Origin of the sequence: Ureibacillus massiliensis 4400831 = CIP 108448 = CCUG 49529 (assembly GCF_000772965.1) — a bacterium.
In the GTDB taxonomy this organism is placed as follows: domain Bacteria; phylum Bacillota; class Bacilli; order Bacillales_A; family Planococcaceae; genus Ureibacillus; species Ureibacillus massiliensis.
In genome coordinates this window covers 93,124-106,374 of the sequence record NZ_JPVQ01000004.1, presented here as the reverse complement: position 1 = coordinate 106,374, position 13,251 = coordinate 93,124, and the positions used below count along the sequence as shown (strand labels likewise).

The window sequence follows — 13,251 nt, the reverse complement described above, 5'->3', positions numbered from 1 at the left end:
TAAAGCGACACCTTTATATTATTTTAAAGCGTCTGTTAGCACTGGTACAACTTGTTTTTTACGAGATACAACACCAGGTAATTCAATTACATGATCATTTAATTCTTTTCCAAATGCTTTTGCTGCATCTTCTGAAGCACTACCTGCCACAACAACGACTGAATCATTATTTAAAATGTCCGTAACGATGAAGAAATATAAATTCAAACCATTTTGTTCAACTTTATTATTTAAAAGACTTACTAATTCTTCTTTACGATTTAATACATCGTTTACATCCACCGCATTTACTTGAGCTACAACAGATTTGACATTACCAAATGTAAATTCCTTCGCATCTAAAGAAAGTAAATCTTCTAACGCTTTATCAGAAAGATCTGCACCTGCTTTTAGCATAGCTAAACCATATTCTTCCGCATTAATGCCAGCCTTTTCAGCTAGTTCTTTTCCTGCCTGAATATCTTGCTCAGTACATGTTGGAGATTTGAATAATAACGTATCAGATACAATTGCTGAGAACATTAGCCCTGCAATATTCGCTGGTATTTCTACATTATTTTCTTTGAATAGTTTATTTAAAATCGTTGCAGTACATCCAACTGGCTCCGCACGGAAATATAGTGGATCTGATGTTTCAAAGTTAGCAATTCGATGGTGATCAATTACTTCTGTTACTTTCACTTCTTCAATGCCATTTGCAGATTGTTGACGTTCATTATGGTCAACTAAAATTACTTCTTTTGCTTCATTTGCAACATTATCGATTAATCTTGGAGCTTCAAAGCCAAATTTATTTAATGCAAATTGTGTTTCACTGTTCACTTCACCTAAACGTACTGCTTCTGCATCAGCGCCAAGCTGTTGTTTTAAATATGCATAAACTATTGCTGATGTTATTGTATCTGTATCTGGATTTTTATGACCGAAAACTAATACTTTGCTCATTAACCAAAGTCCTCCTAATATTTGTTCATAATTCGAATTTATTTTAACACAACTATTTAGAAATTAGAAAAATAGAACTACATTTCCAATTCACAAAATAAAGCGCATACGTAAATGCCCCCGCAATTTACGTATACGCTTTTTCATTTAATATTAACATGTTGATCTGATACTAGATTCAATATACGAAAAACTACTTTCAATTTGTTCATTTGACTTTTGGAATGTCATGTATTGCTTTCGATTATTAGAAATCATACCTTCAATTAAAGCGTTAATTAGTGAACATAATGATGTAGATGTTTCAATAGATATTTGCTTTTGCATATTAATTGTAAACATAGCATCAGCATAATCACGAATTGGTGATAAAGTGGAATTTGTAAGTGCAATAACTTTCGCCTTTTTATTTTTTGCTAAATTAGCAATCGTTAGGACATCTTCTAGCACGTGATCAACAGCCACAATGACTAATACAGAATCTTTATCTATATTACTTAATTGCTGTACAATATCTTCCATTTCATGTTGAATCTGCTTTACATGTTTCCTTAAGTTTTTTAATGTACTTGTCATAAAATTTGCAGCTGGTGCTGATTGTCTAAAACCAAGTACGTATACGAACTGGGACTCATGTAAAAGCTGTGTAGCCAATTCAAATTGTTGAGGATCAATTAATTCAATCGTATTTAGAATATTTGATACATCCTCATTCATAATCTCTTTAATGAAATTACTTTGCTTTTTGGAAACGACAACTTTTTGTTCTCCTTTTGAAGATATCCCATTGAACAAATCATTTCTTAGCTTCTCTTGTAGCTCGTGATAACCTGACAATTCCATGGCATAACAAAAACGGATAACTGTTGATTCACTTACACCAATTAGTTGTCCCACCTCGGAAGCTATATGAGTAGCTACTATATTTGGGTTATCAACAACAAATTGAGCAACTTTACGCTGACCTCTAGATAGTCGAATATATCGTTTTTTTATAGTTTCAATGATATTCATGTTAGCTTCCAAACCTCCCTTAGACATGTTAATAGTATATATTTGATAAATGATAGGTTAACACTAATAAAAATTAAATACAATGAGTTTTCTGAAAAATCTTTCATAAGCTAAAGTGAAATGTTCGAAATTTCGACAAAATTAGATAAGTATTATCTAAAATAGGCATAGGGTGGGTGAATTTGCATAGATTTCAATATTTTCGGAAATCGAGTAGGTGACTATTCATTATTTGAGTAGTCGACCTCTCACACCACCGTACGTACGGTTCCGTATACGGCGGTTCAACCTTTTAAGTATCGTTGCTCATAAAGTAAGGAGATATCTTTTAGTCTCCACTTTGTGAGCTTTTCTTTTGTTATTGCACGTTGAAGAATTTCACTTCGTGAAAGTCTCCAATATCCCTTTCGGGAATTAGCTAATTTCATTGCGTCATCATGATTTACTCCATATTTACGAAGCATCTTATATTTAGTCTTTGGTTTCTTCCATCTTTTCCATATAAGTTGCCTTAACCGATGGTTAAGCCATTTCTGTGTCTCAATAATGAATTTCTTCATTCTTGAAATCCCATAATAATTAATCCATCCAGTTGTGATTTGATTAATTTTCTTGACTATTTCTTCAAAATTTCCATTCATTTTCCGACTTGTACTTTTCTTTAACTTGTCTTTGAATCGTTGTTTGGCCGACTTACTTGGTCGGCATCCAACTTTCCCATAAGATTTTGAATGTTAAACCCAAGAAAAGTAGAAGTTGTTGCCCCGCATACCTTACTTTTGTTTTGGTTAATGACGAGTTGTAAGTCTTGTTCAATGAACTTTGAGACACTTTCCATAACTCTCTCTCCAGCACGTTTACTTTTCACGTAAATGACAAAGTCATCCGCGTATCTAATAAAACGATGCTCTCTTTTCTCTAACTCTCTATCTAATTTGTTTAGATAAACATTTGCTAATATAGGAGACAGTGGTCCACCTTGCGGAGCACCTTCTTTGGTTTCAATATAGATGTCCCGGTCTAGGATCCCTGAACGCAAGAATTTCCATATTAATTTTAAGACAATTTTGTCTGATATGAATTCTTCTAAATATGCTCTTAGTCTTTGATGATGAATTGTATCAAAGTAACTTTTTAAGTCACAGTCCACTACTACGCGGTAACCTTCCTCGTAATATTTTTCAGCTAATATAATTGCTTGGTGGGCATTTCTGCCTTTCCGAAATCCAAAACTATGTTCTGAAAAGTGTGGGTCTATAATGGGTTCAATCACTTGAAGAATAGCTTGTTGGACGACTCTATCTAAAACGCTTGGTATTCCTAAATATCTTTTAGAACCGTCCGGTTTGGGTATGGCAACTCTTTTAACTGGTTGAGGTTGATAAGTTCCATCTTTCAACTTCTTTTTGAGAGGTTCAAAATATTTCTTCATGTGTGACTTTAATTGTACTACTGTAATTCCATCAATCCCTGGTGCACCATTGTTTGCTTTTACTTTCTTATAAGCTCTCCAAAGATTATTATTTGCAATAACTTTATCAATTAAATTGATATTGATACCATCCTGTTCTTTCATATCCATATTAGTATTCCTACGCGCTCCTATTTACCCTTTCGTTTCCAACTTATCTCTCCATAGGTAGCCATCTTTCGGTCTTTACCACGATGTTTTCTGCGGTTATGCGGAATATCTATACCTCCTTGTTTTCCAAGATTTAAGATTGTTCAGTCCTTCATCACCCGAAAGGGAGACTACTATGACGTCTGCTGACTTCTCACGATTCATCGAACTATCACTAGTTTAATTGTTAAATAAATAACCCTCGTGAGACCTCCCCGGGTAAGAGCTATAACCTTCCTCCCATGTAACTGCTATATTTACTGTATGGGATTCGTGCAGTATTGGACTTCGTTTTGTTATGCAAACTCGTCCATCCCAATTCAGCCTTCTATATAGTTTCTGTCCGTCAGTTCGGGATTTTGCCTCCGGCTTCCTTCAGATTCCACCTCACGGTGGACACCCTTGCCATTAGCTAACAGTTCCTACTGCCAAGCCTGTAGTGGACTTTCACCACCAAGTTATAGCCCATGCCGGGCGCACATAAAAAATGACTCAAAAGTTTGGTTCACTTTTGAGTCATTTTCACTTTTTCTATTATTCAAGCTCTGTTTGCATTGTTTCTTTTCCTAAGAATATAACTGCTATTACACCAATGACAATCGAGATACAGAAGATCATAAAGATTAAACCGAAATCATATCCAGCAGTTAACAAGCTCCCAACTAATAAAGGACCAAAGATTCCTCCAACTCGCCCAACTGCTGCCGCCATTCCAGATCCTGTACCTCTTATAATTAACGGGTACTGTTCAGGCGTATATGCGTAAAGCGCTCCCCAAGCACCTAGATTAAAGAAGGATAAAAGTATGCCAGAAATAAGTAGTACTTCAATTGTTTCGGCATTCCCAAAAACTAATGCACTTCCAGCAGTACCTAGTAAATAAGTTACAAGCACAAACTTTCTACCTAATTTTTCAATAAACCATGCAGCTGAGAAATATCCTGGAAGCTGAGCAAGAGTCATAATCAATACATATCCGAAACTTGAAATTAAACTAAAGCCTTTATTAACCATTACACTAGGTAACCATAGGAACATTCCGTAATAAGAAAATACTACGACAAACCAAAGAATCCATAGCATGATGGTTGCTTTTGCATATTTTTTTTCCCAAATCCCAGCCATGTTTTGTAAAATACTTCTCTTTTTCGCTTCTGGCCTTGCTGTAAACTGTGGGGAGTCAGGTAAATGCAAACGAATATACAGGGCATAAAAAGCAGGAATTGCCGTAAGTAAAAGGGCAACACGCCAACCTTCAATTGGCCAAAAATCAGCTGGAATAACAAAATAAGATATAACTGCTGCGATTAACCACCCTGCTGCCCAAAAGCTTTCTAATAAAACGACTACTCTTCCTCGTTCTTTTGCTTCAACACTTTCAGAAACTAAAGTAGATGCTACTGGAAGTTCTCCACCTAATCCCATACCAACAAAAAAACGTAAAATGAGAAATGCAACAAAAGTGGTTGTTAAGGCAGACAATCCACTAGCTACTGAAAAAATAACAAGCGTCCATATGAAAATCGTTTTCCGTCCAACCTTATCTGCAAATACACCAAATACAAGTGCCCCTACTGCCATGCCAATTGAGTTAATACTTCCAATCCACCCCATTTGGCTACTGTTTAATCCCCAATCTGCTGCGAGTGCTGCAATAACAAAAGACAAAATCCCTACATCCATTGCATCAAACATCCATCCAACACCCGCAACGCCTAACAATTTGTTTCTGGAAATTGTTTTATTATTAGCGCTTGTCTCCATTGTGATATTACCCATCTAATCACCTGTCTTTACATTTGTATTAACACATATTAAAAATAACTATAATTTGAGAAACTTACAAGAGAAATTTTTATTTTTTTTAAATTTTTTTGGTGAAAACATTATTTCTTTTCCCACTTATACTCAAATAAAGCTTTTACGGCTGTATTTGAAATGGAAACTTAAGATGACATAGCAGGAATTCAGCCAATATTTCTCCAGAATGTATGAAACTTTTGAGATCGTTTAATTTAAACTTATATAGTTTGTGTTAATTTAGTAAATTCTATTGAAATGTACTATTGTGTTGCGTTAAAATGTCTCTTATATACAAACAACTGTTCATCTTAAGAGAACAAAAGGAGATCATGTTATGTGGAGAGGTCTTATTGAAGAATATAAAGAATTTTTACCCGTTACAGAGAAAACACCTTCTTTAACATTAAACGAAGGGAACACTCCATTAATTCATTTAGTTAATCTGTCTAAGCAATTAGGCATTGAGTTATATGGTAAATACGAAGGTTTAAATCCTACTGGTTCATTTAAAGACCGCGGTATGGTTTTTGCTGTTGCAAAAGCTGTTGAAGAGGGAACAAAATGTGTTATTTGTGCCTCTACAGGAAATACATCAGCTGCTGCAAGTGCCTATGCTGCACGTGCTGGCATTGAATCCATTGTTGTTATTCCAAAAGGAAAAGTAGCACTCGGTAAATTAGCTCAAGCTTGTATGTATGGCGCTAAAATTATAGAAATTGATGGCAACTTTGATGATGCTTTAAAAATCGTTCGTGAAGTAAGTGAAACTACAGCCGTTACTCTTGTCAACTCCGTAAACCCTTATCGTATTGAGGGCCAAAAAACAGCTGCTTTCGAAATTGTTGATGGTTTAGGCTCTGCTCCAGATTATTTATGTATTCCAGTCGGGAATGCAGGGAATATTACTGCTTACTGGAAAGGCTTCAAAGAATATAATGAAGCAAAAAATACTGGTTTACCTAAAATGTATGGATTTGAAGCAGAAGGAGCAGCTGCGATTGTAAATGGCGAGCCAATTGCTAATCCTGAAACAGTTGCAACTGCTATCCGTATCGGTAACCCAGCAAGCTGGCAATATGCAGAAGCAGCCCGAGATGAGTCAGGTGGTATTATTGATTCAGTTACAGATAATGAAATTTTAGCTGCGTACAAATTAATCGCTAGCTCCGAAGGTATATTTGTAGAACCAGGTTCTGCAGCTTCTCTTGCAGGTGTTATCAAATCTGTTGAAAATGGGAAAATCAAAAAAGGTAGCCGCGTTGTAACTGTGTTTACTGGTAACGGATTAAAAGACCCTGATACAGCAATGAAAGTTTCTACAATCGATTTAGTATCTTTAAAAAATAGTGAAGAAGACATCAGAAAATATATTGAGGGAATTCTATGATAAAAAAATGGCAAATTACTGTCCCAGGAAGCACTGCTAATTTAGGACCTGGATTTGACTCGATTGGACTTAGTTTGTCTCTATATTTACATTTAACAGTGTCGCTATCAGATAAATGGGAAATTATACATGTTTCTGAAGGTTTACCGAAGGAATTTGAAATAGAAGATCATTTAATTTATCAGATTGCTCATGAAACTGCTGCACGCTTTAATAAGGAATTGCCACCTTGCAAAATTGAAATGACGAGTGAGCTTCCCTTTGCACGCGGATTAGGTAGTAGTGCATCTGCGATTGTAGCAGGAATTGAATTGGCAAACATAGTATGTGGATTAAACTTATCCAAGCAGGATAAATGCAACATTTCTTCTCAAATTGAGGGACACCCGGATAATGCAACAGCTTCTGTCTTAGGTGGTCTAACTATTTCTTCAATGGACAAAGATGGAATTGTTGATACAATCCACGTTACTGATTTAGATACTTCTTTTGTTGTTTTCATTCCTCAGGTTGAATTAAAAACATCTGAAGCAAGAAGTGTATTACCAGAGCATTTTGAACGACCATATGCTGTTACTGCGAGTGCAAATGCCAATATGCTTGCTGCTGCATTAATTGCAAAAGATTATGTACGTATCGGTCGTTATATGGAAGCTGATAAATTCCATGAACCTTTTCGAGCTCAATTAATACCAGATTATTATGAGATTATACAAATGGCAAAAGAGCATGGCGCATATGGCACTGCTTTAAGTGGTGCTGGACCAACCATGATTTCTATGATTCCTACTTCAATAGGGCAACGTTTTGTTACAAAAATGGAAAAGCTTTTCCCGTCACATCAAGTATTATTAACAAAAGCAGATCAAACAGGGGTAACTGTTTCTGAAGCCTCAGTTCTTACTCAATAGCTAAAAAGGTGATTCAAACAGTGTCTAAGACTGTAGTGAATCACCTTTTTATTTTAAGTTAATAGCACTAAACTAATGGCCATTACTGCCATACCACCGACAACACCATAAATCGATAAATGGGTTTCATCGTATTTTTTTGCTGCTGGTAAAAGTTCGTCAAGAGAAATAAAGACCATTATCCCTGCGACTGCGGCAAAAATAATACCAAAAAGCACATCATTTAAAAATGGCATTAGGATTAAATATGCTAAAAATGCTCCTACTGGCTCTGCTAATCCTGAAAGAAAAGATAACTTAAAGGCCTTCTTTCTTATTCCAGTTGCATAATAGATTGGAATCGCCACGGCAATCCCTTCTGGAATATTATGAATAGCAACAGCTATCGCAATTGCTATCCCTACATTTGGATCTTGGATAGCAGACATAAATGTAGCAATTCCTTCTGGGAAGTTATGAATGGCAATTGCTAATGCAGTAAATAAGCCCATTTTCATCAATTTATCATGATCTATTGCTGTTGTATTTTTTTCTGCTGCTTGAACATCTTCTACTGTTTTTACTTCATGGGGATTTTTGTTCTTTGGAATAAAACGGTCTATTAATGCTATAAATACCATCCCTCCGAAAAAGCCTACAATTGTCATCCAATAGCCTTGTGAATCGCCCAATGCATTTGTTAATGAATCTTTTGCTTTTACGAATATCTCAACTAATGACACATAAATCATAACGCCAGCAGAAAAACCTAATGCAACTGACAAGAACTTTTTATTTGTTCTGGATGTAAAAAATGCAATTAATGCACCTACACCTGTAGCCAAACCTGCGAAAAGCGTTAAACCGAAAGCTAAGATTACATTACTGTCCATTTGGATTCTAATCCCCTCTTTATTTTTATAATAGTATTATATACTTAAATGTTTCCTATGTGCAACTTTTTTAGTTTGGGTTATATATTATGTACAAGGAAAACTTTTGAAGCGTTTTCATGTTAGTGAAGGGTTTTCATGTTAGTGAAGGGTTTTCATGTTAGTGAAGGGTTTTTCGTGGATCTTTTCATCGCTCGGCTGCTAATTTTTCTTTATTTTAAATCACATAAAAAAACGCCCTATTATAAGGACGCTTTAACTTATTCTACAACTGTGTAATTCCCATGTTCCATATTAATTACAAACTCTGGTTTTGGTGGTTTACCGCCATGCTCTTTAATTTGTTCTTTGTGCCCTGCGATATGCTCCGGACTCTTTTCCCAAGCCTTCCAAGCCTCTTCAGACTCCCAACGAATGATCATTAATACTTCTTCTTCTCCACGGCGTACATTCTTCACAAGTAGTTCACGGCTAATAAAACCTTCTCTTTGCTCAATCAAAGATGGGCCTTGACCTGGTTTCTTTTTAAAACGATCTAAAATCTTGTCTGAATTTCCTTCTGTTACCGTCCATTTTCGAATTTGAACAAACATTTTTTATTTCCTCCTTCATTGTATCCTTATCGGCTCCTCTTTTATCATTACTCTAAGGTTTATGCCGATAAACATAAAATCTTTCCTATCTTTAGAAAAAGCTGCCCATAATATGGACAGCTTGATCATTTAATTATTTTAATTCGTTAAGAATTTCTTGGATTTTAGCAAGCTCAGATTGTAAGCCGCCCCCACCTAAGTACCAAAGTGGACCATCTAAGTAAACAATTCGATTGTCCTTATATGCTGTTGTTTGTTTAACGATGTCATTTTCCATATCTGATTCAATATTTGATACATCACCAATAGCAGCTGTACGGTCAATAACGAATAATACTTGTGGGTTAAACTCTAAAATTGCTTCAAAACCAAAGTTTGAACCGTGAGAAGAAGATTCAATATCCTCAGTTACTGGAACAAATCCATAAATATCATAAATGTAACCATAACGTGAATTTGTTGAGAAACCTGATAATTTACCTTCATTATACATTGTTACTAAAGTATTATCGAATTGACCAGAAAGTTCTTTTATTTCTTCGATTGCAGCTTCGATTTCAGCAACATGTTCTTGTGCTTCAGCTTCTTTACCAAAAATTTGACCTGCGATATCTACTGATTTTAAGAATGTGTTCCAGTAGTCATCTTGTGTTGCACCAACAAAGATTACATTTGGTGTAATTTCTTTTAATTGCTCATAGAATACTGACTGACGGCCAGAGATGAAAATTACATCTGGTTGAATTTCAGCGATATCTTCGAATAATGGTTCTTTTAATGTACCAACGTTTACATAATCATCACTGCTATATTTTGTTAAGTGTTCTGGTAATTGAGAATCTTGTGGAACCCCAACAATTCCTTCTACTCCAAGAGTGTCAAGTGTGTCTAAGAAACCGTAATCAAATACAACAATTTTTTCTGGCATTTTTTCAAGAGTAACATCTTCAAATAAAATTGTGCCAGCTTCTTCAGACTCACTTTGAGAAATTGTAGATGAGATAGTTAATGGATATCCTTCTTGAGTTGTTTCTGTTTCGTTTGATGGCTCAGCTTCTGAGCTAGTATTTGAATCAGTTGATTCATTGTTAGAATTACATGCAGCTAGCACGAATACTAACATTGCCAACATTAAAGTTAGTAATTTAAAATTTTTCATTCTTTATTTCTCTCCTGTTCCTTTTATTAATGATAATGAGAATCGTTATCAACTAATTGAAATTATATCATCTTAAAATATATCGTCAATACCTTTTTTCAATATTTTTTTCCTTTTTTCCTTAAAAAAATGATTTAGAAAATATTGTGAACAATAGTTTTCTAAATCATTAATTTCTTACCTAATGTGAGTTAAAATATACGCAAATACGACATCCGTTTTGCTCTTGAACTGGGATATGCATATCATATATTTCACGAAGTGCATCTGAATTGATAATTTCTTTCGTTGCTCCGCTCTTTACGACTTTACCGTTCTTTAGTGCAACAATATAGTCAGAGTAGACGCTCGCAAAGTTAATATCATGCAATACAATCACAACTGTTTTGCCTAACTCATCAACGAGCTTACGAAGAATTTTCATTATTTGAACAGAATGTTTCATATCTAAATTGTTTAAAGGTTCGTCTAAAAGCACATAATCTGTATCTTGGGCAATCACCATTGCAATAAATGCCCGTTGCTTTTGCCCGCCAGAAAGCTCATCTAAATACTTATCCTGCATTTCTGCTAGATTCATATAATCAATTGCTTGTTCGATAAATTGTTCATCCTCAGGTGTTAAACGACCTTTTGAATAAGGATAACGTCCAAAAGAAACTAATTCACGCACTGTAAGTCGTACGTTTATGTAATTCGCCTGCTTTAAAATCGATACGCGTTTAGCAAATTCATTAGATTTCCACTGTTTGACATTATTTTTATCAAGTAATACTTCGCCTGTATCTGCATCTAGTAATCGACTAACCATTGATAATAGTGTTGACTTACCAGCACCATTAGGACCAATAAAGGATGTAATAGATCCTGGTTGAATCGTAACGGAAACATCTTCTACAACAGGCTTGTTACCAAAATTCTTTGTTAAACCTTTGATTTCAATCATCCTGCTGCCCTACTTTCCTTTAATAATAAATAGATAAAGTAAATACCACCAACAAAGTTAATAATAACACTCAATGTAGTTCGCATTTCAAATAAATGCTCCACGATAAATTGACCACCGACTAATGCGATTACACTCATTAAACCGGATCCCAAAATAAGTATTGAATGCTTATAAGTACTAAAGAACTGATATGAAAGATTAGCTACGATTAATCCGAAAAATGTAATCGGACCTACTAAAGCTGTTGATGTAGCAATAAGTACTGATGAAAGAATTAAAACATTCAACACAAGTTTATCGTAGTTAATACCTAGATTCATCGCATTTTCTCGACCAAGTGACATAACATCCAGCTGCCCCAAAATACGATAACCATAAAGAAAGGCAAGTAATAATATTGCTGTTGCTATATATAAAAGCTCGACTTTAATATTAGAAAAACTTGCAAATAATCGATTTTGTAAGCTTAGATATTCTACAGGGTCAATCAGCACTTGTAAGAATGTAACCAAGCTTCCTAGTAAAGTACCTATAACCATCCCAATTAGTAATAGTAAGTAAATTGGGTGTTTATCCGCTCTAAACAGGAATCGGTAAAGAATAAGTGCAAACAACACCATTGCGACAATGGAAGCTGTGAAGTTTAAATATTGATTTAACACCCAAATTGATAATGACCCCGCTAAGAAGTATATTAACGTTTGAACTACTTCATACATAGAGTCAAGTCCCATTACAGAAGGCGTTAAAATACGATTATGTGTAATCGTTTGGAACACAACTGTTGAATATGCAATCGCAAAGCCTGTAACGATCATTGCACCTACACGCATCATACGACGTGGGAAGGCGTAATCGAATCCACCTTTTATATCATAAAAGCCATATAACAAAATACAAAGAATTGCCACTACCGCTAGAATGATAAGTTTTATACTATTTTTTCGCATATGCTCTCCCCCTAAATAACATGATTAAGAAGATCGCACTGCCAATAACTGCGACTGTCACATTTACAGGTATCTCATATGGATAAATAACCACACGACCTATAATGTCACAAATTAATAGGAACACAATACCTAATACAGCTGTATGCGGTATCGTCTTTCTTAAATTATCCCCTAAATAAAGAGATACAATATTAGGTACAATTAGTCCTAAAAATGGAATAACACCTACTGTAAGTACTACGGTTGTAGCGATGATTGCAACTAAAACAAGGCCAATATTTAAAACAAATTTATAACTTAGCCCTAAATTTTTCGCAAAATCCTCACCCATACCTGCTACAGTAAATTTGTTCGCATATAAATAAGCTAAAATGATGGCTGGTACACTGAGATACAATAATTCATATCGCCCTGCGATAATCAATGTAAAACTCCCCATCAACCAAGATGAGATATTTTGTAGTAAATCTGCTTCATAAGCAAAGAACGTGGTAACGGAAGATAATATGTTACCATACATAATCCCAATCAACGGCACAAAAATAACATCTTTAAATTTAATGCGATCTAAAATCTGCATGAATAGAAATGTACCTAATAGTGCAAAGGCAAAGCTAAAAATTACTTGCTGTGTATAGGTTACATTTGTGAAAAATAACATCGAAATGAGAATCCCTAACTTAGCAGCGTCTAAAGTCCCTGCTGTAGTTGGAGAAACAAATTTGTTCCGACTTAAGCTTTGCATTATTAAACCCGCAATACTCATCCCAGCGCCTGCTAATATAATCGCTAGTAAGCGTGGTACACGACTAATTAAAAAGATTTGAGTCTCTTGTGATTCCCAATCAAGTAAATCAGTCGGCTTTATATCAATCGCACCAATAAATAGCGAAATAATCGATAGGATGATTGCTGCGATAATTAACATCCACAGTCTCATTTTTATCCCCATATTCTATTTAATCTTTTGAGTTTAATGAAAATGATTCTCAACTCGAGTACTTTCTTCATTATAATCACAAATTTCACAAAAATCAATACGTA

Annotated in this window: 13 protein-coding genes; 2 read left to right on the top strand and 11 right to left on the bottom strand. The window is 35.0% G+C overall.

What is annotated here, in order from left to right:
• Positions 1–18 precede the first annotated feature (18 nt).
• From CD30_RS04170 to CD30_RS04150, 5 genes are all read right to left on the bottom strand, one after another.
• Positions 19–945, bottom strand: coding sequence for a manganese-dependent inorganic pyrophosphatase (locus CD30_RS04170; RefSeq protein ID WP_036172774.1), 927 nt, complete (start codon positions 943–945; stop codon positions 19–21).
• A 153-nt stretch (positions 946–1,098) separates the two neighbouring features.
• Complete coding sequence (locus CD30_RS04165; protein ID WP_036172772.1) at positions 1,099–1,959, bottom strand: MurR/RpiR family transcriptional regulator; 861 nt, start codon at positions 1,957–1,959, stop codon at positions 1,099–1,101.
• 284 nt (positions 1,960–2,243) lie between these two features.
• Positions 2,244–2,600, bottom strand: coding sequence for a group II intron maturase-specific domain-containing protein (locus CD30_RS20505; RefSeq protein WP_052126034.1), 357 nt, complete (start codon positions 2,598–2,600; stop codon positions 2,244–2,246).
• Positions 2,601–2,620: 20 nt separating this feature from the next.
• Positions 2,621–3,541: a group II intron reverse transcriptase/maturase gene (gene ltrA / locus CD30_RS04155; RefSeq protein WP_235802003.1), complete on the bottom strand. Its 921-nt coding sequence runs from the start codon at positions 3,539–3,541 to the stop codon at positions 2,621–2,623.
• 573 nt (positions 3,542–4,114) lie between these two features.
• A complete protein-coding gene (locus tag CD30_RS04150) occupies positions 4,115–5,359 on the bottom strand; it encodes an MFS transporter (protein ID WP_235802002.1) in 1,245 nt (414 codons plus the stop codon).
• 358 nt (positions 5,360–5,717) lie between these two features.
• Here CD30_RS04150 and thrC point away from each other — a divergent pair, with 358 nt between their 5' ends.
• Positions 5,718–6,770, top strand: coding sequence for a threonine synthase (gene thrC, locus CD30_RS04145; protein ID WP_036172770.1), 1,053 nt, complete (start codon positions 5,718–5,720; stop codon positions 6,768–6,770).
• Entirely contained in the window at positions 6,767–7,681 is a 915-nt protein-coding gene (gene thrB / locus CD30_RS04140) for a homoserine kinase (RefSeq protein ID WP_036172768.1), read from the top strand. Before thrC ends, thrB begins: the two co-directional genes overlap by 4 nt.
• Positions 7,682–7,734: 53 nt before the next feature.
• Here thrB and zupT read toward each other — a convergent pair whose 3' ends face one another.
• The 6 genes from zupT to CD30_RS04110 all read right to left on the bottom strand — a co-directional run bounded on the left by zupT (position 7,735) and on the right by CD30_RS04110 (position 13,147).
• On the bottom strand, positions 7,735–8,553 hold the full coding sequence (gene zupT / locus CD30_RS04135) for a zinc transporter ZupT (protein WP_036172766.1): 819 nt from the start codon (positions 8,551–8,553) through the stop codon (positions 7,735–7,737).
• Between the two features lie 260 nt (positions 8,554–8,813).
• The gene (locus CD30_RS04130) at positions 8,814–9,146 is read right to left on the bottom strand and encodes an antibiotic biosynthesis monooxygenase family protein (RefSeq protein WP_036172764.1); all 333 of its coding nucleotides are present in this window, start codon (positions 9,144–9,146) and stop codon (positions 8,814–8,816) included.
• 133 nt (positions 9,147–9,279) lie between these two features.
• A complete protein-coding gene (locus CD30_RS04125; RefSeq protein WP_036172762.1) occupies positions 9,280–10,305 on the bottom strand; it encodes a siderophore ABC transporter substrate-binding protein in 1,026 nt (341 codons plus the stop codon).
• Positions 10,306–10,486: 181 nt separating this feature from the next.
• Positions 10,487–11,251 carry an iron ABC transporter ATP-binding protein gene (locus CD30_RS04120; protein ID WP_036172760.1) on the bottom strand — a complete coding sequence of 255 codons (765 nt, stop codon included), beginning with the start codon at positions 11,249–11,251 and terminating at the stop codon, positions 10,487–10,489.
• Positions 11,248–12,204: an iron chelate uptake ABC transporter family permease subunit gene (locus CD30_RS04115; protein ID WP_036172758.1), complete on the bottom strand. Its 957-nt coding sequence runs from the start codon at positions 12,202–12,204 to the stop codon at positions 11,248–11,250. Before CD30_RS04115 ends, CD30_RS04120 begins: the two co-directional genes overlap by 4 nt.
• A complete protein-coding gene (locus CD30_RS04110; protein WP_036172756.1) occupies positions 12,191–13,147 on the bottom strand; it encodes an ABC transporter permease in 957 nt (318 codons plus the stop codon). Before CD30_RS04110 ends, CD30_RS04115 begins: the two co-directional genes overlap by 14 nt.
• Positions 13,148–13,251: the final 104 nt, after the last annotated feature.

Excerpts from the sequence above, each read along its gene's own strand:
- CD30_RS04165 (WP_036172772.1), bottom strand. The coding sequence starts at position 1,959 with ATGAATATCATTGAAACTATAAAAAAACGATATATTCGACTATCTAGA.
- ltrA (WP_235802003.1), bottom strand. The coding sequence starts at position 3,541 with ATGGATATGAAAGAACAGGATGGTATCAATATCAATTTAATTGATAAA.
- zupT (WP_036172766.1), bottom strand. The coding sequence starts at position 8,553 with ATGGACAGTAATGTAATCTTAGCTTTCGGTTTAACGCTTTTCGCAGGT.
- thrC (WP_036172770.1), top strand. The coding sequence starts at position 5,718 with ATGTGGAGAGGTCTTATTGAAGAATATAAAGAATTTTTACCCGTTACA.
- CD30_RS04170 (WP_036172774.1), bottom strand. The coding sequence starts at position 945 with ATGAGCAAAGTATTAGTTTTCGGTCATAAAAATCCAGATACAGATACA.
- CD30_RS20505 (WP_052126034.1), bottom strand. The coding sequence starts at position 2,600 with ATGAATGGAAATTTTGAAGAAATAGTCAAGAAAATTAATCAAATCACA.
- thrB (WP_036172768.1), top strand. The coding sequence starts at position 6,767 with ATGATAAAAAAATGGCAAATTACTGTCCCAGGAAGCACTGCTAATTTA.
- CD30_RS04110 (WP_036172756.1), bottom strand. The coding sequence starts at position 13,147 with ATGAGACTGTGGATGTTAATTATCGCAGCAATCATCCTATCGATTATT.
- CD30_RS04120 (WP_036172760.1), bottom strand. The coding sequence starts at position 11,251 with ATGATTGAAATCAAAGGTTTAACAAAGAATTTTGGTAACAAGCCTGTT.
- CD30_RS04150 (WP_235802002.1), bottom strand. The coding sequence starts at position 5,359 with ATGGGTAATATCACAATGGAGACAAGCGCTAATAATAAAACAATTTCC.
- CD30_RS04130 (WP_036172764.1), bottom strand. The coding sequence starts at position 9,146 with ATGTTTGTTCAAATTCGAAAATGGACGGTAACAGAAGGAAATTCAGAC.
- CD30_RS04115 (WP_036172758.1), bottom strand. The coding sequence starts at position 12,204 with ATGCGAAAAAATAGTATAAAACTTATCATTCTAGCGGTAGTGGCAATT.
- CD30_RS04125 (WP_036172762.1), bottom strand. The coding sequence starts at position 10,305 with ATGAAAAATTTTAAATTACTAACTTTAATGTTGGCAATGTTAGTATTC.